The following is a 22,424-nucleotide window of genomic DNA, read 5'->3' on the forward strand; positions in this document are numbered from 1 at the left end:
ATTCTATGATAATTTAAACTTCTCTACTGTATTGTTAAGTTTTTCAACTAATTCTTCTAATGTATAAGTTGATTCTACAATTTGATGCATAAAAGCAGTTTGCTCTTCATTTGATGCAGTAACCTCTTCTGTAGATGCTGCATTCTCTTCTGTTACGGCTGCAACATTATTTATAATATCAGCTGTTACATTCACTTTCTTTTCCATTCTATTAGTGGCCTGTGATACATCTGATACAACACTATTAACTTCATTAAATGCTTTTTCTATTTCTTCAAAATCACTACCAACTAATGTTGCCATTTTAACTCCATGCATAACTTCACTTGTTCCAGCATCCATTTTATTTGATATGATTTCAATTTGTTTTTGAACCCCGCTAATAAGTTCTGATATCCTTTTTGAAGAATTACTTGATTGTTCTGCTAGTTTTCTTACTTCATCTGCAACTATAGCAAATCCTCTGCCTTGTTCACCGGCTCTAGCTGCTTCAATGGCTGCATTAAGTGATAAAAGATTAGTTTGTTCAGCTATACCACTTATTACATCTACAATTTGTCCAATTTCTCTAGATTGCTCTAATAAATTTTGTATTTCTTCAACATTATGTTTATTAGTTGTAGCTATATTCTTTATACTATCTACAGCTTCTTTAACGCCTTGCGAAACTGTGATACTTATATCACTTGATTTTTCTACTATGTTTATCATATAGTTACACTTTTTAAATACTTCATTTATATCTTCAACTAATTCTCCTGTTACAGTAGATGCTTTACTTGCTCCTTCTGCTTGAGATACAGCACCTGTTGCTATTTCTTGCATACTTCGTGAAACATCTTCACTTCCCTTTAATGATTCATTTGTTGCTGACGCTAAACTATTAGATACTACCATAACCTCATCAGCTGAACTACTTATGTCACCTATCATTTCCTTAAGCTTTAAAACTGTATTGTTTAATCCTTTTGTTACTTTGGAAATTTCATCTTGTCCGTGAATTTCTAATTCATTTGTAAGATTTCCCAATGCAATTTCTTCTGCGAAATCAGACAACTTAGTTAATGGCAATGTCATTTGTTTTGCTACAAATGCAATTACAAGTGCTATAATAAATACAACTGCTATTGTTATAAAAAGCAAAATTGTCATTAGCTTATTTGAAGAGGCAAATAATTCTTTTTCAGATACAACACTTGCTACACTCCAACCTGATAATGGAACTTTATTGTAAAATACAATCGATTTATTATCTCCATTTCCAAATCTAAATACACCAGATTCTTTTTCCATCATTTCTTTTCCTAATGATTGTATATTTTCATCTTGTATTTCTGATATTTTTGTTTTCATTACTAATGACTCATCTGGATGTTCAAGAATAGTTCCATCATTTCCTATTAATAAACTATATCCTTTCTCACCAAATTTAAATTCCTTAACCTTTTCTTGAATATGTAAAAGATTTACAGCAGATATCATTGTTCCTATTGTTTGCTCTGATTCATTATTAATTGGGACACCTATTACAACCAAAGTTTTACCAGTTCCCTTTGATACTACTGGATTAGATATATTATATGGCACTCCACTCATTAAATTTTTGTACCATACTTTTTCTGACACATCACCATTTACAAAATTTCCATTTGAATATTGAGCTCTAGATTTACCATCATTATTAAATAAAGTTGCTGCTGCATTATCATATTCTCCTGGATAATTTTTTTCTAAAAATTTAATTCTTTCTGCATTAAAATTATCTACAGCAGAAATATCTGTTTCTATTAGTTTTGCTGTAGGTGTATTAGCAGAACTTCTTACTTCTAATAGTTTCCCTTCTATCCAAGTATTTATATTCTCAGTTAGTTTTTTTCCTTCCTCTAATTTATTATTGATAAGTTCATTCTCAATATTTTTTCTAAATTGATAAAATGTTGTAAAACTCAAAATTGACATTCCAATTATCACAACAGGTAAAATCGTAATTAATAATTTCATTTTAAAAGATAGCTTTTTCAACATTTTTATCACTCCCGTAATTCTATTTGTAACATATATATTCTCCGCAAAACTCCCCTAAAATTAACAAACCCATTTATATAAATTATCGAATTACACTATTTACACTTAAGTATAAAATAAAAAATTATATATTATATGTTGCAATAAGAAATCTTAAATAAATCAAATAGATGTTTACTCTATTATTGTAATTTGCAACATATAATATATTTTTTAATCAATTTAACACATTTATAATTTTTTATAGTAAAAAGTATCAGTTATTAATAATATGTTGTTCGAATCATATACATAAAATTTTTTTATATAAATTTCTGCTTATAGTATTTGTATTTTACTTATATGCTACTGTAAATCTACCTTTTATATGTTTAGGGATTTCAATTTCATCAATAATAGCCACTGCAAAATCTTCAAAAGAAATTTCACTTTTTCCCTTTTCATCTACAACCAAATATTCATCTCCAACTGAATATTTTCCTGTTCTTACTCCTGGTGCTATTAATGCTGCTGGGCTTAGATATGTCCAATTTATTTCCTTTTCATTTCTATATATATCTAAAGACTTTGAATGAGCTAATGCTATTGGTTTCCAATCTTCAGGGAATCCTTCTGTCTGAACTAATTCAATACCACTTTCAACTTTTAAACTTCCAGCTCCACCCATTGCTACAAGTCTATTAACACCTGACTTTTTAACCAAACTTATTAAATTATTAGTTGCATCTATTAGTGCATTCTCTTGTCCAAATTTAGGCCCAAAAGCACTAACTAAAACATCTACTCCCTCTAATTTATTTTCTAATGTATCTAATTTTAAAATATCCCCTTTTAAAACAGTTAATTTTTCATTAGTATCTTTTACCTTTGATTTATCTCTTACAATAGCAATAACCTCATGTCCCCTATTTAGAGCCTCCTTTAAGATCATCTTTCCCGCATTTCCTGTTGAACCAATTAAAGCAATTTTCATAATATATCTTCCTTCCATTTATAAAATTAATTATTTTTTAACAATTGTCTTTTTATTATTTCTTCTAAATTTTCTTTTGATGTAATACCTTGTACTACTTCGTCACCTATAAATATTGTAGGCACTGCTGTAATGTTACTCTCTTCATAAGCCTGCTTCAATACTTCTTCTTGCTTATCTTTATATTTTCTAGTATTTAAAACTTCACTAAATTTTTCTTTATTTAAACCTATTTCTTCAGCTAACTTAGATAATATTTCAACTTTTCCAATATCTAATTCTTCTTTAAAGAAACCCTTAAAAACTCTTTCAACATATTCATTTCCTTTTCCAAACTCAACTGCATAATGATATCCTTCAAAAGCTAAATTAGTATATGGATGAGGTGAAAGCTTGGGTAATTTCATATCTATCCCTAATTTTTTTGCCATTGGTTCAATAAAATTATTCCATGAATTTAATTTTGAAGAATCCTTCCAAGGATCAATTCTAGGCGATGGCTCTGGTCTTAATTCAAATGGCATCCATTGAATATTTACATTCTTTCCTTTTACAGCCTGACTTAAAGTCTCCTCTCCTAAAAAACAAAATGGACAAACAAAATCAGAATATACCTTAATATTTAATGTCATTTTAATAACCTCCTTATTTTAGTTGTAATTGATATAGTTACAACATTTTCAAAAAAAATTTGTTTTCTATAGTAATTATTAATTTGCAACAATTTATAAAATTATCAACAGTTGTAACTATATAAGTTACATCCATTGTAAAAAAAATTGATTTACTTCTCAATTTTTTTCCTTATGCCTTTAACTATATATTCCATTGTTACATTTCCTAATACTTGTTCCATAGCTTCTTGAGCACTTAATAGTACACCTTCAAGCACACCTTGAATATTTGCACCAATAGGACAATTTATATTTGGTGATTCATGAAATTGAAATAATTCTCCTTCTTTGACAACCTCTACAGCTCTGTATACATCTAGCAATGTTATTTGGTCTAACTCCTTTAATAAATAAGCTCCACCAGCACCTGCTATGACATTAACTAAACCAGCTCTCTTTAACATTCCCATTACTCTTCGTATAACAACTGGATTAGTATTTACACTACCTGCTATCCATTCAGAAGTACATAAATTGCTATCTTCCATAGATAGTATAGATAAAATATGAACTGCTACAGAAAATCTACTGCTTATTTTCATTTTTATCACTCCTGTTGTAACCATTGTAGTTTCATCGAACGCTAAAGTCAATAGTTTTTATAAACTTTTTAAGTTAAAGAATAAAAATAGATTATCTATACTTAAATTAATAACTTACAATTGACAATAAACAATTGTGTTTTAAAGCCACTGGCTTCCTTAATAAAAAAACGAAACATGGTTATTTATATTTTTATCTTACCAAAATATAAAACAACCATGTTATAACCTATATATTTTAATAAATCTACAAATCTACTTATCTTAATATGGTTGTATTTCTCTCGAAAAGCTTTGGAAATTATTCTCACCGCAGAAATTTTCTAACCATATTTCACGACATTTCTCTCTAAATTTTTGCTTTTCTTCATCAGAAAGTTCTGCCATTCCTCTAATCTTATTTCCACATTCCTCTAGTTTAAAATTAACATCTAATAAAAATCCTGTTTCTTCATTTCTTACTATCTCGCTAGTTCCTCCCACATCAGTAGCTATAGTTGGAATTCCAAATGAACAAGCTTCCATAATACTTACTGGTAACCCTTCAGAACTACTTGTATTTACAAATAAGTCAACTGGATTATTTGAATAATAATTCATCAATTCTTCATTCTTTACTGATCCTTTAAAATCCACATCCATAAAGCTTAAGTTTTCTTTTGAGTACTCTTTTACTTCCTCTAGTCCATCCCCTGCACCAAAATGTATCCATTTTAATTTTAATCCAGAATCTTTTAATGTAGCTAATGATTTTGCTAATAAATCTATTCTTTTAACTGGAGATACATGGCAACAACTAACTATTCTATACACACCATCATTTGATGAATTAGATATACCATAGTTTCTAGTTCCAAGATAAGCTGTTTTTATTTTCTCTTTATAAGCTGGGTATAAACCTTTTAAATAATTACTCCCATCATCAGAACATGGATATACTTTATCTAAATTTTCAAGCAAATGATATCTAAGTGGTAAATAATTTAATGAATTTTTATCAGCATAAAGATCATATCTATGTGTACGACTTACTACTTTACTAGTTTTATCACCAAACTTTTCTTTTAATTTTATAACTGCATATGCTATATCATACAACCAGTAACTATAAAATGTCTTTTTATCATAACTCTTTATATCAGAACTCATAAGAATATTCTCACATTCTTTGTATACACTCTCTGCCTTAGCTAAAAAGTATGTTAAGTAACCTCTTCTTTTTAATGATCCCTTAACTTCGTTACTCTCCTCTTTTAAAACATATCCTTTATACTTTGAAAATGGGAAAAATTTTATTGCATTCACGGGTAACTTACGCTTTATTCCTGATGCTTTAATTCTATGTACTTCAAAATTTTCAGGAACCTCCCTAGTTTGTATTGCATTATCTGCAGTACTAGTAGCTATAAGAATTATTTTATCAAAAGCTTTTGAAAGCATTGGTATTTCATCTTCAATAAATTCCTCTCCTTTATCAAAAGGAAAGACTTTAGTTAAAAGAACTAAACAGTTTTTCATTATTTTCCCTCCATTGTTGTAATAGTTTAAGAATAACATAGCAAATTATCCATTTCAACTCATGCTTGTTCACATTGATAGTTTACAATTAACACTGAGCAATTAGTATAAAATTAATGTAATTAATTATAATTTAAGTTTGATTAATAGTGCCGATATGCTAAAATAATACTCATGAAAACAATTATTTAAATCTTAAGGAGGCGTACTATATGAAAGTACTAACTGTAATCGGAGCTAGACCACAGTTTATAAAAGCCGCAACAGTCTCAAATAAAATTAGAAAAAATGGAAATAGTGAAATATTAGTACATACTGGACAACATTATGATAATAATATGTCTGATATATTTTTTGAAGAATTAGGTATTCCAAAACCTGATTATAATTTAAATATTGGTTCTTCAAATCATGGAAATCAAACAGGAAGCATGCTGTGTGCACTTGAAGATATATACTTAAAAGAAAAGCCTGATATGGTTTTAGTATATGGAGATACTAATTCAACTCTTGCTGGTTCATTGTGTGCTAGTAAGTTATTAATTCCAGTAGCACATGTTGAAGCTGGACTTAGAAGCTTTAATAAAGCAATGCCAGAAGAACAAAATAGAATCTTAACAGATCATATCTCTGATTTATTATTTGCACCTACATTAACTGCAGTTAAAAATTTAGCTACAGAAAATATTACAAAAGGTGTTTATAATGCTGGTGATGTAATGTATGATGCTATAAACTTATTTAAAGAAAAAGCTAAAGAAATATCTAATATTACTGAAACTTTAGATTTAACACCAAATAGCTACATACTTTCAACAATACATCGTGCTGAAAATACAAATAGTTTAGAAAGACTTACTTCAATAATAAAAGCATTAAGTGAATGCAACAAAAAAATAATATTACCTCTTCATCCAAGAACAAAGAAATTCATTAGTGAATACAATCTACATGTAGGAGACAATATTAAAATAATTGATCCAGTAGGATATTTAGAAATGATTTCTCTTCAAGAAAATTCTGCTAAGATTGTAACAGATAGTGGTGGAGTTCAAAAAGAAGCTTATTTCTTAAAGAAACCATGTATTACAATGAGAGATGAAACTGAATGGATTGAAACTGTAGAAAATGGTTGGAATGTTATTGTTGGAAGTGATTCTAACAAAATTTTAAATGCTATTGAAAGCTTTAACCCAACTGGTACTCCTGCATCTGCATTTGGTGATGGAGATACTTCTTCAAAAATAACAGATATAATTCAAAATTATAAGAAATAATAAAAACGTGGCTACGCCACCATTCAATGAACAATTGACAGTTGACAATGCACAATTATGGTTGAAAGCCTTTGGCTTTCTTCAAATATATTTTAGAAATCTTCTTAAGAAGATTTCTTCCTTCATTGTCAATTGTCCATTGTCAATTCAAAAACCTCTCCATAATCTTAGATTTCATCAGCTTTTCAAGGTTTAAAATTCCATAATTTCCTATACATAAAAAAGACTGCAAATGCAGTCTTTTTTTGTTATTATATTTTAAAGATGAAATTCTTTCATTGATAATTTAGAATTATATTGATTATCACTTCTTTTATAAACTTGCATGCATGATACTGCAAAACCTATAAGTATCCAATATGAAAATACATAAGTTATTGAACTTGGTCCAAAACTTGCTGGTGCAAAAGCAATAAGACCAGTTACTGCTGCAAAACATGCCATACTCTTCTTTTTTATTCCAATAATTATATTTCCTATAAGAATATATAAATAATATATTCCATATAGAGCTACTCCTGGTAACCCAAAGTCACCTAATATTTCAATAGCATAACAATGTGGACTATATATTTTTCCTGTATGCTTCTGTTCTTTAATGAAATTTTCTACATTTCCAACACCATATCCTAGATAATTTTTATCTGTTATAGTCCCTTTTAATACATCATTTATTATAGTAAATCTCACATTAACAGAACCTTCTCCGCCTTCTTGAAATTCTATATTTTCTAAACTATGCATCTTATTATTAAGTCCATTTTCTACTATTTCTTGTCCTTCAACAGGCTTTATATTCATAACAAGATAACTATACTTATAAGCTACTGAAAGAGTAATACATAATATAAGTGGATAAATTATATTTTTAACTCCAATTTTCTTAATATTAAATATTGAAAAAATTAAGAAAACTCCTACTCCAAATACCGCTGAAGCAAATCCAGTTCTTGATGTTGTTGTACCTATTAATATAAATACTATAGTTGATATTGCTACATACCATACTTTCCCAAAAATACTTTTACATCTATAAATAGCATAAAAGAAAAGTGGCGATAATATAGCAAGTGTAGCTGCTAAATTGTTAGGATTAAACGAAAATGCCATTGGTCTTGCATTTATTTGATTTTGATCTTTTTGAGGCAAATTTTCCATAAACGTATCAGCATAATGTTTTATCGGTAATTGCTTTCCTAACAATACCTCTATAAATGCAATTAAAGTAATAAGTGATATTAAAAATAATAATATATTTATAGTTTTCTTAAGTCTATCTTTGTTCACATTATAAACCATCATATTAAATATAAATGCAAACATCATTAAATATATTGCTATGTATTTAATAGATAGGCTTTTACTCATTGCCCAAAAAACACTTGCACACATATAAACAAACCATATAACATATATTATTAAAACTTTCTTATCTATATGTCTTATAACATCTCTATCTTTTATTAGTTTATATAGTGACATTAGGGTAAACACGCCTAATACTACATGAAACATATATACACTTTGAATGCCTGGTGCATAAAGTGAATAATCATAGAATGCCGACACTAAAAGTACTGCATACATTTGATTATATATATCTTTTTCTTGCACTATGTATGATGATATAACTAAGGTTATTATATACATAATAGGTATTACATAATTTCCATTAGCTACTCCAAAAATCATAGCAATTATCGATATCAGTGTTATAAATATAATTCTAGTCTTATCTTCTCTACTCATAATTACTCCTTATCAGCATTTTCTGCTGCAACTTCATCCTCATTTTTATAATGATATGTTGGAACAATAGTTTGCATTTGATGTTTAATTTCATTTATGTCGTTTAATTCTAATAATCTGCGTAATTGTTCAAGTTTATAATTTAATGTATCCATATCTTCAAAAGTTGGTTTTCCAACATATATCTTTTGATGTGCAGTATCTTTTAAACCTTCTTCGCTCATTAAAAGTTCTTCGTATAATTTTTCCCCTGGTCTAAGTCCAGTAACAACTATTTTAATGTCTCTATTAGGTTCGAAACCTGAAAGTCTTATAAGATCGCAAGCTAAATCATAAATTTTAACTGGTTTTCCCATATCTAGTACAAATATTTCTCCGCCTTTAGCAAATGCACCCGCTTGAAGTACTAGTTGAGCTGCTTCTGGAATCAACATAAAATATCTAACTATTTTTTTATGAGTAAGGGTAACTGGACCACCATTAGCTATTTGCTTTTTAAATAATGGAATTACTGATCCATTACTACCAAGAACATTTCCAAATCTAACGGCAACAAATTCAGTTTTTGATTGTTTATCCATAGCTTGAACAATCATTTCACATAATCTTTTAGTTGCTCCCATTATATTAGTTGGATTAACAGCTTTATCAGTAGAAATCATTACAAATCTATCGATATTAGCTTTGCTTGCTTCAGTAGCTAAATTTAATGTTCCAAAAACATTATTCTTAACAGCTTCCTTAGGACTGTCCTCCATTAATGGCACATGTTTGTGTGCTGCTGCATGAAATACAACATTTATTTTATGTTTATTAAATACCTCATGTAATCTTTGTCTGTCTCTTATTGAACCAATTAAAACAGTAAGATTCATATCTGGGAACTCTTCTTTTAATTCATTTTGAATATCATATATATTATTTTCATATATATCAAATAATATAAGTCTTTTAGGATTATATACTGCTATTTGCCTACAAAGCTCAGAACCTATTGATCCACCTGCTCCAGTAACTAATATTGTTTTTCCTTGTATATAATCTGAAATACCTTTGTTATCTAATACAATAGGATCTCTTCCTAGTAAATCCTCTAAATCTACATCTTTAATTCTACTAACATTTGCTTCTCCACTTAATATTTCATACATACCAGGAATTATTTGAAGCTTACAATTAGTTTTTTTACAGATATCAATAATTTCCGCTTTATTCTTTGAATCAAGAGAAGGAATTGCTATTAATATTAAATCAATTTCTTGTTCTCCTACTACACATGGTATATCATATCTATTTCCTACTATCTTTACACCTGAAATTCTTCTTCCAAGCTTTTCTTTATCATCATCAATAAGAACTATAGGGTTATATTTTAATTCTCTTCTTGCCATCATTTCATTAATAATCATAGTTCCTGCTGAACCAGCACCAACAATCATTACTCTTCTTTGATCTGATGAATATTTAAATGGTATGTATAAAAGTGTTCTTCTATATACTCTATATAAAATTCTATAACCTAATACAAAGAAAATACTTAAAAGAATACCTACAACCGAAACATTTAATGGTATGACAGAACCCCAAAATCTAGTATATCCAATTGATACTATCCCTGCTAAAATCGATCCTCCAACACCTAATAGAAATTCATCGGTTCCAGTTAAATGCCACAAGCTTTCATACATTTTAAATAAATAAAAACACACTAAATATATTAAACTTACAGCTATAACGTCTTCTGTATATATTTTTGCAATTTCTGTGAACCTTCCACTTAAAGTTATATTTATAGCAAAAAGGTATGCCATATTTACCATAAATATATCAATTATCATAATTATCAGTGTCTTCCATTTTTTCATTATAGTTTCCTCCCGTCTGGAGAGATTCTTGCCATAACTTACAGCAAGTAAGACTCTATTTTAATTATCTCATTTTATTTAAAACATTTATTAGTAGCTTTGGACAAAATCTCATGCCACTACATTGAATTAAGTATCTTATATTATTTTTATCAAACTTTTGAATTTTATAATTTTTTAGATATGACTTAACATCCTCTTGACTTAAAAATTTAAATAAATCCTTATGGAAATTAGGATCTTTACCTAAAATTGAAAAAACATGTGATATCGAGTATTGTATTTTAAATTCTGATAAGAAATTTTCTATTTCTTTTAAATTACTATTTTTCTTTACATAATTTAACAAATCTATATATGAATAATAGCAATCAAGATGCTTTAAAGATACATTTTGAGTTACAGAATTTCCCCATATTACATAAAAAGCTAGTATTTCATTTACACTTATAACTTTATTTGAATATAGTAATGCCTTTACAACAAAAACCATATCTTCTCCATACTTTCTATTAGTGTCAAATAATAAATTATTATTTTGAATAACAGAATTTTTATATATAGCACTTCTCATGCCTATGGTTATTTCATCCTTTAACTGTAAAAGTGCTGCTTCTTTTCCTGATATGAAATCATTTAAGTAATTAGTTCTATTCTTAACTAATACATTCCCGTTGTTATCAACTTCACTATAGTCACAAAATACAACATCGCATTCAGTTTTCTTTGCTTTTTCATACATAAGTTCAACAAACCTAGAATCAATATAATCATCACTATCTAAAAATGTTATATACTCTCCACTGGCTATGTTTATTCCTCTATTTCTAGCACAACTGACTCCTGCATTTTCTTGAGTTATAATCTTAAAGTTTATATCTGAGCCTTCTAATAATGATTTTGCTATTTCAATACTTCTATCTTTTGAGCCATCATCTATAAGCAAAAATTCAAACTCTTTACAAGTTTGATTTATAACAGAATTTACACTTTTTTCAATACACTCTTCTACATTATAAACAGGAGTAATTATAGATACTTTAAACAAAATTATTCTCTCCCTTTATTTATTATAATAGATTCTACATGACTTTTTAGAATCTTTTATTTAAAATTTCTTACTTTTTTCTTACATTTTAAACATTATTATTTTTTTACTATTTGAATTATACTAATATTGATCATTATATGCAATGTTTACTATATTAGTGCCTTTAGCTAAAATGCACCCATGTACTTTATAATAATAGTATAATTCAAATTGCAAGTTTAAATACTTTTAAGCTTTTTTATTTCTTTTGCATGCCATACTCTTTCTTCTTCTTTTGGTAATGTCATATAATCACCATAAAGCCCAGTCAAAATTGCATCCGCATTTTTAGGTCCATAAAAATGTTCACCTTCAAATTCTAATTTAATCAAATCAAAATAATCGTCTTTTTTATAGATATATTCGCTCCATGCAGTATCAACGCCATATCCCATGTACTTTGAATTTTTATCATTCCATTTAACTAAAGCTCCAAAAAACTTTCTTCTTCTTTTAGCTGTAAATATTTTTGTTATTATTTTATAAAAAGAAAATGTAATTTTATTTTTGAAAGTTAATTTTTCAGGGATATCCCTCAATCTAACAAAACTTTTCAATATATTTTCACTTATTGATCTTTGAATTTTATAAATAAAATTATGCTTTGGTAAACTATCATAAGGGAATACATCTATATATACACCATTATGCATTTTTTCATTTTCTCCAATTGCTTTTTCAATAAGTACAGTACCATTATATCTAACCTTACAAGGTACTTGGTAAATATCATAATATTTATCACTTTCAAATGTTTGCAAAAATAAATGGCTAGGTAACTCTTCCTTAGCTATTTTTAGAAACTTTTCATAGTCATCTCTAAGCATTCCAATATCCATATCATCATCCCATGGAATAAATCCCTTATGTCTAACTGCTCCTAATAAAGTTCCTGCATCTAAAAAATATTTTAATCCATGTTTTTCACATATCTTATCAACATCCTTTAAAATACTAACCATCAACATTTGAGCATCTTTTAAACTTAAATTTTCATATTCTTCATTATTATTTTTATTTTGATAATTTTCTTTTGATATATCATCTATATTACTCATTTTTGCCACCTTCTCTATGTACTTAAGAACAAAATCGCCAAGGCGACTTTAGAGCCATCAATTTTTTAGCCATGCACCCTTTCCAAACGCAGTGCAGGAAATATAATGCCTATTTCAGCATACATTTTAATGTTATTATCAAAATTGACTTATGTCAACAAAATGAGAACATAAGAACAATAAAAAGTGAATTTTGTACTAACATAATAATGTATATAATGATAAAATAGTTTAAGAATCAATACTTAAGAAATAATGGAGATAATAAAATATGATTAAAAATTATAAAAACTTAAATGACAATATTAAAAACTCTGAAGTTTTAATAAGTATTATTATGCCAATATATAAAGCTGAAGATTACTTAAATAACTCTATCACAAGTATATTAAATCAAACTTTAGAAAACTTTGAATTAATATTAGTAGATGATGGTTCCCCTGACAACAGTGGAAAAATTTGTGATGAACTAGCTCTAAATGATAATAGAATAAAAGTTATTCATAAAGAAAATGGTGGTGCTAGTACTGCTAGAAACGCTGGTTTAGATATAGCTCAAGGTGAATTTATAGCTTTTGTTGATAGTGATGATTGGATTGAACCTAATATGTTTGAAACACTATTTAATTTAGCAAAAGAACATAATGCAGATATTTCACAATGCAATTATATAAAAGTAGAAAATGAAGATGAAAAAATTATAAATGATGATAAAGAAATAATAATATCTTTTAATAATATAGAATCATTAAATAATTTATATAATGAAATGTATGTTTCAACAGTGGTACTTTGGAATAAAATTTATAAAAAATCACTATTTAATGAAATAAGATTTCCTAATATGAGAATATTTGAAGATGAGGCTATAATGTATAAATTATTATTTGAATCTAACAAATTAGTATATACAAATAAAAAACTATATTATTATAGGAATACTCCTGATAGTATAATGAACGCTAAATTTGATAAAAAAAGATTATGTATGCTAGATGTTTTTGATGAAAAAGTAGAGTTCATGAGTAAGCTAAATAATGAACACTTATATGCTAAAACTTTAAAATGGTATATGTGGTCAATCATAGACCTTTACTTTGGATGTATAAATAATATTTCAGATGATCATGAAACAATAAACTTAATCAAAAATAAAGCTATAGATGTATCAAAAAAATACTCCAATAGCCCTAGCCACGAATTTAAGTGGATTATCCTATTCTCACTATTCAACAAAACACCAAAACTTTATAAAACTGTAATGAATATATTAAATTAAAGTATGTGTTGATATATGCATAATTAAAGTTGGACTGAGTAATTAAACTTACTCAGCCCACCTTTACCTATGCATATATCAACATCTTTCTAAAACTATTCCTTTACCCCTGTATCTCCAACGCCTTTCATAAACCACTTCTGAGCAATTACAAACAATATTAATAATGGAAGTATTGTTATTGTACTTGCTGCCATAACTTGTGGCCATTTTATTCCATATGCTCCGCCTTCAATAAAAAATTGTCTAAGTCCTGATGAAATCAAAAACTTTTCTGGACTCTTTAAAATTAGAGATGGATACATATAATCATTATAATAAGTAACAAAATTTATTAAAATCAAAGTTACAAAAGTTGGCTTTGTTATTGGAAATACTATCTTCCATAATATCTTAAAATGAGAAGCTCCATCTATTCTTGCAGCCTCTATTAAACTTTTATTAACCTGTAAAAATGCTTGTCTTAATAAAAATATTCCAAATATACTAACTAAATTGCTTACTATCAATCCTGAAAGTGTATCTATTAAATTTAAATTAGAAAGTAAAATATAACATGGAACATATGTAACTGCTGATGGTAACATATATATTGCCATTATCACTCCAAATAGTAACCTTTTACCTCTAAACTGTAATAAAGTTAATGCATATGCTATCATTGCTGCTGTAAATACTTGAAATGCCACTTCAATAAAAGAAGTAAAAAAACTATTAAACATATATTGTCCAAATTGAGCTTCTTTGAATACATCTATAAAATTGTTCCATTGTGGATTAGAAGGTATTAATTTAGGTGGAAAAAGAAATATTTCATCTTTTACTTTTAACGCACTTGATACCATCCACAAAAATGGAAAGAAAGCTATTATGCTTGCTAATATAATAAAAGCATATCTTATTATATTAGCTATTATTTTTTTATAATTTACTTTTCTTTTGCTAATATTACTTTTAATGTTTTCTAAATACACCTCATTATCTCTATATAATTTTCTTTCTACCATACACAATTTACCCCCTACATAAAAAAAGTGGCTACACCACCCTTCAATGAACAATTTACAATTGACAATGGACAATTGTGATTGAAAGCCACTGGCTTTCTTAAAAAATCTATATTTAGAAATCACATTGTGATTTCATCCTAAATTGTCAATTGTTCATTGTCAATTAAAGCATATATTCATAACCTTAGATTTCATCAGCCTTTCAACGTTTCAAAATTCTATAATTTCCTGTACAATAAAAAAAGTGGCTACACCACCCTTCAATGAACAATTTACAATTGACAATGGACAATTGTGATTGAAAGCCATGGGCTTTCTTAAAAAATATATATTTAGAAATAACTTTGTTATTTCATCCTAAATTGTCAATTGTTCATTGTCAATTCAAAAATATATCCATAACCTTAAATTTCATCAGCCTTTCAAGCTTTAAAAATTCTATAATTTCCTATACATTAAACTAAAGTAACTAATAATGTACCCATTTTTTTGAAACAACAAATTGAATTAATGAAAGTATGCAAGTTATAGCCAAAATTACTGTTGCTATTGCAGTGGCTTCTCCCATATTGAAATTTTCAAATGCACATTGATAATACATGTATAATAATGTTCTAGTACTTCCAGATGGTCCTCCCTGAGTCAAAACCTGAATTTGATCATATGCCTGCAAAGAATTTATTGTTGTTATTACACTAAGAAAAAATGTAGTAGGTGAAATTAAAGGTAATGTTATACTATTAAATTTATTTAATGAATCAGCCCCATCAATTGAAGCTGATTCATATAAATCCTTAGGTATTTTCTCTAATGCAGTTAAATAAAAAACCATAGCCCATCCAATACTTTTCCAAACAGTAACAATAATTACTCCAATCATAGCAGTATTTGAACTTTGCAACCATTGTAATTTAGGTAAATTAAACAAAGTTAATATATAATTTGCAAATCCATAATCAGGTTCAAATATCCAACTCCATACAATAGAAATTGCAACCGTAGGTGTAATCCAGGGAGAAAATATTATAACCTTATATATTGCTGAAGATTTAAACTTTGTTCTTAGCAATAATGCTAAACTTAATCCACCAACTATTGTTGGAAGTAATGTTCCCACTGTAAATATCACTGTATTTTTTAATGCCTCATAAAATAATTTGTTAGAAAATAACTGTCTATAATTTTTCAATCCAACAATACTATATTCAGCACTTATATAATCCCAATCCGTAAAACTTATAAACAGTGATTTAAAAATTGGAACTATCCAAAATATCATAAGTGGAATAATAGCCGGCAATACAAATATAAGTATAGTAAAAATTTGATCAAACTTTTTAATATTAGACTTCTTCATAACGCTCTCCATAACCCCTTAAATAAAATTTGGATTTCTATTGAATACATCTCCATCTATTTAATAAGCAAACTTACAATATCAACACTCTATTAGAATAGTTGTTAAAATTCTAAAACTTATCCACAGTAGTAAATACTTTTCCACCATTTTTGTAAACGTTCTGTTGATATATTATAAGACTTTAATTTCATGCTATGTTTTAGCAAAGTGTTGATATATGCAATAGGCAACGTGGCATTGTATATATCAACACATATTTAAAGCCTACGCTAGAGTTTTATTACTTTTTTAAAGTTTTATCTAATTCTGATTGTGCTAATTTTTGAGCTTCATCTAAAGCTTCTTGTGCTGATACATTTTCTAATTCAACTTTATCTGCTGCAACTTTTAAAGCATCATATATTTTTCCATTAGTTGGGTCAATAAAAGATTTACTTGCATGTAAAGCTTGTGTTATTGGCACAAGTGCTTGTGGATTTTTTTCCACATATTCTTTAAATTCATTAGTGTTGCAAGCTACCTTATTAACAGGAATATACCCTGAAGCTATTGACCATTTTGCATTAACTGATGCACTTGTAAAGTATTTAATAAATTCATAAGCTCCTTTTTTAGCCTCTTCATTAGCTATACTTGGAATAACTAAAAGTCTTGCTTCTGCAATTGGCTTTGCTTCTTTTCCATCTTTAAATGCAGGTTGTTCAATAGCACCTAACTTTTCAAAATCTAAATCACCTTGATCTCCTGATGACCCTGTATATCCTCCTGCTTTATCTTGCATAACATCATCAATTGTTGAATACCAGTATTCCCATCCTTGTCCACTTGAATTAACTTTCATGATTTTATCATCATGTATCCACATTCTAAAATTATCCCAAACTTCTACCCATTCAGGTGAATTTATTAATACATTACTTCCATCTTCACTTAAAATACTTCCACCATTACTTAATGATGCATCAATTAAATTGTCAGCTCCCCACATAGGCTCCCAACCATAAAACTTAACTTCATCACCATCCTTTTTAATTACTTTTTTACTTGCTTCAGCAATTTTACTCCAAGTATTTAATGAATCTTTAGATATGCCTGCATCCTCAAACGCCTTTTTGTTATAATATAAAACTTGTGTTGTTCCAAACATAGGAAAAGCGTATAGTTTATTATCCTTTTTGCATGAATCCCAAAATGATTTTATGTAATTATCACTATTAAAATCACTATCTGTTGTTGTATAATTATCTACATTTTCAAGTACACCTTTATTATTTAAAATTGAAGCTTTATCTGGTTCTAAAATTACAAGTGCTGGCGTTTTTTTAGCTGCAATAGCTGCTTGTAAATTTTTAAAAGTCGTATCATAATCCTCCTGTGAAACTCCTTTAATCTCATACTTATCTTGAGAATTATTAAAATCATTTATTATATTGTCCATGTTTTTCCCAAGCTTTCCTCCAAGACCATACCAATATTCAACTTGAATTTTTCCATTTCTGCTTAAAGTTTCTTTGCTTTTCCCCTCATTACAAGAGATTAATCCTACAGAAATCATTAAAGCTAATCCAATTCCAAACCCTCTCTTTAATATACTTTTCATTTACTTATCCCCCTTATTAATACCATTTTCTTTGTTCATTTTATGAACAACTATATATTACCATTGTTCAATGTTCAACACAATATGTTCATTCTAATTTTTTACATTTTTTCCTGTTATTTTTTATAATAAAAATTTTATGCAACAAAAAAATGCAAACTAAAATTCTAGTTTACATTTTCATATACTCTCTATTTTAAGTAATTATTAATATTTTAGTATAAAAGTAAAATTATTATCTAAAAACAAATTTATAAAATATCTTATAAATATTAATTATTTTTATTATACATCACCATTTATTGCTTTATAAATAGCTTTAGCTACTCCTGAATTATCATTAGTATCAGTTATATATCTGGCTATTTCTTTTATTTTGGGTACAGCATTTGCCATAGCAAATGAATTGGGAAATTCTGTGAATAATGAATAATCATTAAAACTATCTCCAAGAACTATAACCTCATCTTTACTTATCCCCATCTTTTCAATAGTTTTAGATAATATGAGTCCTTTTTGTGCTTCTATATTATTAATTTCTAAATTAGTGACAAAACTTGAAGCTACAATTAAGCCTTCTATCTTTTCTATATCAAATTTTAGTTTTTTAATTACATCTATATCATCATAAAACACAATGACTTTAGCTATGTTTATCTCACCATTTAAAAATTCATTTATATTTTCTATATACTTTAAATTCAAAAGATGAGAATGTACTTTAGCATTTTCTAACACTTCTTCTTCTGATAAATGTGGATCAAAGCTTTTAACTCTATATATCATTCCTTGATATGCTTCTTCTTTTGTATTAGTTGTATATATTCCTTTATCAGTATAAAGTTCAACACTAAATCTACCATTTTTTAAAACTTCTAGAATTCTTTTTGTTTTTTCTTTATCAATATAAATATTTTCTAATATCTTTCCATTTTCATCACGATACTCTGCACCATTCATAAGTATACATTGACATTCTAAGTCACATTCTTCAATAAAAGGCTTTACATCTTGATATGCTCTACCTGTTGCTATAGCAAAATGTACTCCTTTTTCCTCTGCTTTTTTTATTGCTTCTAAGTTTTCTTTTGATATCTTATGTTCACTATTTAAAAGTGTTCCATCCATATCAGACACTATTAATTTTATCATTACTGCTACCTCCTTATGCTTTTTTAATTATAGCTCTTTTATGTTGATTTAACTATGTAATATGTATCTTTTCCTTGTTTTTTAGCATAATAAAGAGCATTATCTGCACTTAAAAATAATTCTTCAAAATTCTTACCACCCTTTGGATATATAGAAATCCCAATACTTCCTGATACCTTGTATACACCATCTTTTCCAGTATAACTTTCTCTAAATCCGTTAACTAATTCATTAGCTTTTTGACAAACAAACTCCTCTGATTCAATATCTTTTAAAAATACAATAAATTCATCTCCACCTATTCTTCCTATTATTGAATTTTCACTAAATATATCTGTTATTTTAGTTGAAATATCTTTTAAAACGTAATCACCAGTTAAATGTCCTAAATTATCATTTATAGATTTAAAATCATCAACATCTATAATAAACAATGCATGTTTATCCTCTTTAGAGCTTTCATTTATATATTCTTCAATCATATTTTGAGCAGTTATTTTATTATAAATTTCAGTTAAGCTATCTCTTTCTGCTTTAAATAACAATTTTTCGTTTTCTCTTTTTTCATGGTCAATATCCGTTATTACACCTATAACTTTTATTGGTGTATCATTTTCATCTAAAATTATATTAATTCTAAATTTACACCATATATATTCACTATCATTTTTTCTTAATCTAACTTTACATTCTCTATATTCATTGGTATCTTTTATTTCATCGATTATGGCATTAAACTTTTCTCTATCATCTTCATAAATAATATTTAATGTATTTAAATCCTGACCTTCAATAATAGGCTCATAATCAAATTTGTGATTCCAATTATCAGAGTAACTTATTATATCATTATTAATATCCCACTGAAAAATAATATCATCAGTTTGCTCCATTATAACTCTATAACTTTCTTCACTTAATTTAAGTTGCATCTTATTCTTTAAAATTTCATCCATTAATTCATTAAATGCTTGAGATATTTCTCCAAATTCATCTTTTACATTATATATAAATCTACTTTTATAGTTTCCTTTTTTTATTTCTCTTATTGAATTTAATAATCCATAAATAGGTTTAGAGAAGAAATTGATAATAAGAATATATGTTATAGCTACAACTGCTGAAATTATTATAGATATAAAAAACATAATATTAATACTTTCATTAAGAGGGTCCTTAAACTCTGACCACTCAACTCCACTCAAAACTACCCAATTAGAATTAGGTATTTTATAAAAATAACCTATTTTTTCAATTTTATCAATGCTATATTCAATTAATCCACTTGAATTATTTTTAAAGTCTATATTTTTCCATGCTTCTTCTAAAGTATTAGGTTTCTCTATATTATATATATCTTCATCTAAGCAATCACTTATAGTTGCAGCTACAGTTCCTTTGCTATCCATAACTGCAATTTTACCAGTATTAAAAAAACGTACCTCCTTAACAACTTTTTCAAAGTACTGCATATTAATAACACTTTCTATAACACCTTGATACTCATCATTGAAAAATATTGGTATTGCTATAATTGCACTTTTTTCTCCATTATTAAATTTCTCATTTTCTATAATGTCTGTAATAACAGTTTCTTTATTATTAAATTTTATTATATCGTTTTTATCAAAAACAGCTTTATTACCAATGCTATCACTGTCACTTGATGCTATTATTGTATTATCTTTGCTAATTAATGATGTTTTAACTAAATATGGTTGTTCCTGCTGCCTTAAGTTTAAAATATCAAATATAATTTCTTTTCTAAATTTCATTTCCTCAGATTTATCTAATATATTATTATTGAAATCATCTAGAAAATCATGAGTTATTGGCATATTGGAAATAACATTAAGATTAATTAATCTTTGATCAAAAAAATCTTCTAAATGAGTTGATTGATCTCTTGCTGCTATTATTACATTTTCTTTAATTAATTCAATAGACCGCTGAGTAAATTTTGTAATATATATATTCATAGTAATTAAAACAGGAATTATCGCTAATAATACTGCAAAAATAATAGATTTCTTTTTTATATCCATCACTCCACCTCAATAATTCTTACAATGTTTTTCTTTTTATTTCGATAAATATCTACTATAAATATAATACATAACTTTACAGCACTATGTATAGTTTATTTTAATTAAATTTAATAAAAAAATATCCTTCCAAAAAAAATAAATCTTTAGGTAAATTTATAATAATTAATTTACCTAAAGATTTAATTAATGCTTAAAGTTTTATTTTGCTTTTGCAAGTTCTATTTCTTCAACTTCTTGTTCTGGCTCTTTTGCAATAAAATAAACTCCTATTATAACTAAAATACTGCTTAAAATAGTTAATGCATTTATTTTATTTCCTAAGAATATTGTATCAAATACAATTGCCCAAACAACATACGTTATATTTACTCCCATTGCCCTTGTTGCTCCAATTTTATATATTGCTGTGTAGTAAAATAAATATGATACCGTAGCTGCTAATGCCGTTCCTGCAATCCAAAATATGGCACTATATTTAAAGATATTAAAGCTAAGTCCTATACCTCCTACTATTGGAACAATAATTAATCCATATACAACAGCTGACGTAAACTGTCTTATTTGCAAAGCAAATTCTGATGTTACTTCATCACCTTTCATTCCATAGGCACATACTACACATTCACTACCCCAACCAAATGCACAAATTATTGCAAATATAAAACCTATAGGATTAGCAGCACTTGTTGTAGATGTATAGCCTAGTATAGAAACCCCTAATATAGCTGCTACTAAACCAATCCATGCACTTTTATTAATTTTTTCTTTTAGAATTATAGTAGCAAGTACTGCTCCAATTGCTGGATATAACGAAGATATAATAGCTGTATAAGATGGTCCTATGTACTTTACTGATAATAAATATCCACTCATGCCAATTGGTCCTCCAAGCAATGCTGCAAGAGCAACCCATAAAGCACTTTTAGTTTTAACCGCACTAAAAAAATCACCTAATTTTTTTCTTAATCCAAGATATATAAATGTCCATATTGCAGAAAAACTATCATGTAAAAAGGCTGTTATTATAGGGGCAAGTATTATAGCTTGCTCAGTTTTTATAAATGGTGTCATTGCTAATATAAATCCCATAAGAACTGTGTCAGCTCCCCATGATATAGCTGAAATAATTCCACACCCTACTCCTTTTTTATAATTATTATTAAAATTCATTTTAAAGTCCCCCTTTTATTACTGTTAATCAATA

The 22,424-nt window shown here is 27.3% G+C and carries 17 protein-coding genes; 2 read left to right on the forward strand and 15 right to left on the reverse strand.

Translation table 11 applies throughout. The annotated features are described in order from the left end of the window. Positions 1-3: 3 nt before the first annotated feature. The 5 genes from NG904_RS13665 to NG904_RS13685 form a co-directional block, all read right to left on the reverse strand. On the reverse strand, positions 4-2,022 hold the full coding sequence (locus NG904_RS13665) for a methyl-accepting chemotaxis protein (protein WP_252232103.1): 2,019 nt from the start codon (positions 2,020-2,022) through the stop codon (positions 4-6). Positions 2,023-2,359: 337 nt separating this feature from the next. Beyond that, positions 2,360-2,998 (reverse strand): NAD(P)-dependent oxidoreductase, encoded by a 639-nt coding sequence (locus NG904_RS13670; protein WP_252232063.1) that lies wholly within the window; start codon positions 2,996-2,998, stop codon positions 2,360-2,362. Between the two features lie 26 nt (positions 2,999-3,024). After that, a complete protein-coding gene (locus NG904_RS13675; protein ID WP_252232065.1) occupies positions 3,025-3,630 on the reverse strand; it encodes a DsbA family oxidoreductase in 606 nt (201 codons plus the stop codon). Positions 3,631-3,782: 152 nt separating this feature from the next. Then, the gene (locus NG904_RS13680; protein WP_252211802.1) at positions 3,783-4,214 is read right to left on the reverse strand and encodes an Rrf2 family transcriptional regulator; all 432 of its coding nucleotides are present in this window, start codon (positions 4,212-4,214) and stop codon (positions 3,783-3,785) included. Between the two features lie 264 nt (positions 4,215-4,478). Next, positions 4,479-5,732, reverse strand: coding sequence for a glycosyltransferase (locus tag NG904_RS13685; protein WP_252232067.1), 1,254 nt, complete (start codon positions 5,730-5,732; stop codon positions 4,479-4,481). A 212-nt stretch (positions 5,733-5,944) separates the two neighbouring features. Here NG904_RS13685 and wecB point away from each other — a divergent pair, with 212 nt between their 5' ends. Then, a complete protein-coding gene (wecB, locus tag NG904_RS13690; protein WP_252211800.1) occupies positions 5,945-7,009 on the forward strand; it encodes a non-hydrolyzing UDP-N-acetylglucosamine 2-epimerase in 1,065 nt (354 codons plus the stop codon). Between the two features lie 258 nt (positions 7,010-7,267). Here the strand turns inward: wecB and NG904_RS13695 are convergent, their stop codons facing one another. The 4 genes from NG904_RS13695 to NG904_RS13710 all read right to left on the reverse strand — a co-directional run bounded on the left by NG904_RS13695 (position 7,268) and on the right by NG904_RS13710 (position 12,771). Then, complete coding sequence (locus NG904_RS13695) at positions 7,268-8,758, reverse strand: O-antigen ligase family protein (protein ID WP_252232069.1); 1,491 nt, start codon at positions 8,756-8,758, stop codon at positions 7,268-7,270. Positions 8,759-8,760: 2 nt separating this feature from the next. Next, positions 8,761-10,623: a nucleoside-diphosphate sugar epimerase/dehydratase gene (locus NG904_RS13700; RefSeq protein WP_252211798.1), complete on the reverse strand. Its 1,863-nt coding sequence runs from the start codon at positions 10,621-10,623 to the stop codon at positions 8,761-8,763. Positions 10,624-10,687: 64 nt separating this feature from the next. After that, on the reverse strand, positions 10,688-11,671 hold the full coding sequence (locus NG904_RS13705) for a glycosyltransferase family 2 protein (protein ID WP_252232071.1): 984 nt from the start codon (positions 11,669-11,671) through the stop codon (positions 10,688-10,690). Positions 11,672-11,892: 221 nt separating this feature from the next. Continuing rightward, a complete protein-coding gene (locus tag NG904_RS13710; protein ID WP_252232073.1) occupies positions 11,893-12,771 on the reverse strand; it encodes a LicD family protein in 879 nt (292 codons plus the stop codon). A 271-nt stretch (positions 12,772-13,042) separates the two neighbouring features. Here NG904_RS13710 and NG904_RS13715 point away from each other — a divergent pair, with 271 nt between their 5' ends. Then, positions 13,043-14,050 (forward strand): glycosyltransferase family 2 protein, encoded by a 1,008-nt coding sequence (locus tag NG904_RS13715; RefSeq protein ID WP_252232076.1) that lies wholly within the window; start codon positions 13,043-13,045, stop codon positions 14,048-14,050. Positions 14,051-14,145: 95 nt separating this feature from the next. Here NG904_RS13715 and NG904_RS13720 read toward each other — a convergent pair whose 3' ends face one another. The 6 genes from NG904_RS13720 to NG904_RS13745 all read right to left on the reverse strand — a co-directional run bounded on the left by NG904_RS13720 (position 14,146) and on the right by NG904_RS13745 (position 22,390). After that, on the reverse strand, positions 14,146-15,057 hold the full coding sequence (locus NG904_RS13720) for a carbohydrate ABC transporter permease (RefSeq protein ID WP_252232078.1): 912 nt from the start codon (positions 15,055-15,057) through the stop codon (positions 14,146-14,148). Positions 15,058-15,529: 472 nt separating this feature from the next. Further along, a complete protein-coding gene (locus tag NG904_RS13725) occupies positions 15,530-16,417 on the reverse strand; it encodes a carbohydrate ABC transporter permease (protein WP_252232080.1) in 888 nt (295 codons plus the stop codon). A gap of 283 nt (positions 16,418-16,700) precedes the next feature. Further along, positions 16,701-18,020: an ABC transporter substrate-binding protein gene (locus NG904_RS13730; protein WP_252232082.1), complete on the reverse strand. Its 1,320-nt coding sequence runs from the start codon at positions 18,018-18,020 to the stop codon at positions 16,701-16,703. 285 nt (positions 18,021-18,305) lie between these two features. Next, a complete protein-coding gene (locus tag NG904_RS13735; RefSeq protein ID WP_252232084.1) occupies positions 18,306-19,172 on the reverse strand; it encodes a Cof-type HAD-IIB family hydrolase in 867 nt (288 codons plus the stop codon). 38 nt (positions 19,173-19,210) lie between these two features. Further along, positions 19,211-21,217 (reverse strand): diguanylate cyclase domain-containing protein, encoded by a 2,007-nt coding sequence (locus tag NG904_RS13740; RefSeq protein WP_252232091.1) that lies wholly within the window; start codon positions 21,215-21,217, stop codon positions 19,211-19,213. Positions 21,218-21,418: 201 nt separating this feature from the next. Then, the gene (locus NG904_RS13745; protein ID WP_252232093.1) at positions 21,419-22,390 is read right to left on the reverse strand and encodes a DMT family transporter; all 972 of its coding nucleotides are present in this window, start codon (positions 22,388-22,390) and stop codon (positions 21,419-21,421) included. Positions 22,391-22,424: the final 34 nt, after the last annotated feature.

Origin of the sequence: Clostridium sp. ZBS15 (genome assembly GCF_023845705.1) — a bacterium.
Classification (GTDB): Bacteria; Bacillota; Clostridia; order Clostridiales; family Clostridiaceae; genus Clostridium; species Clostridium aquiflavi.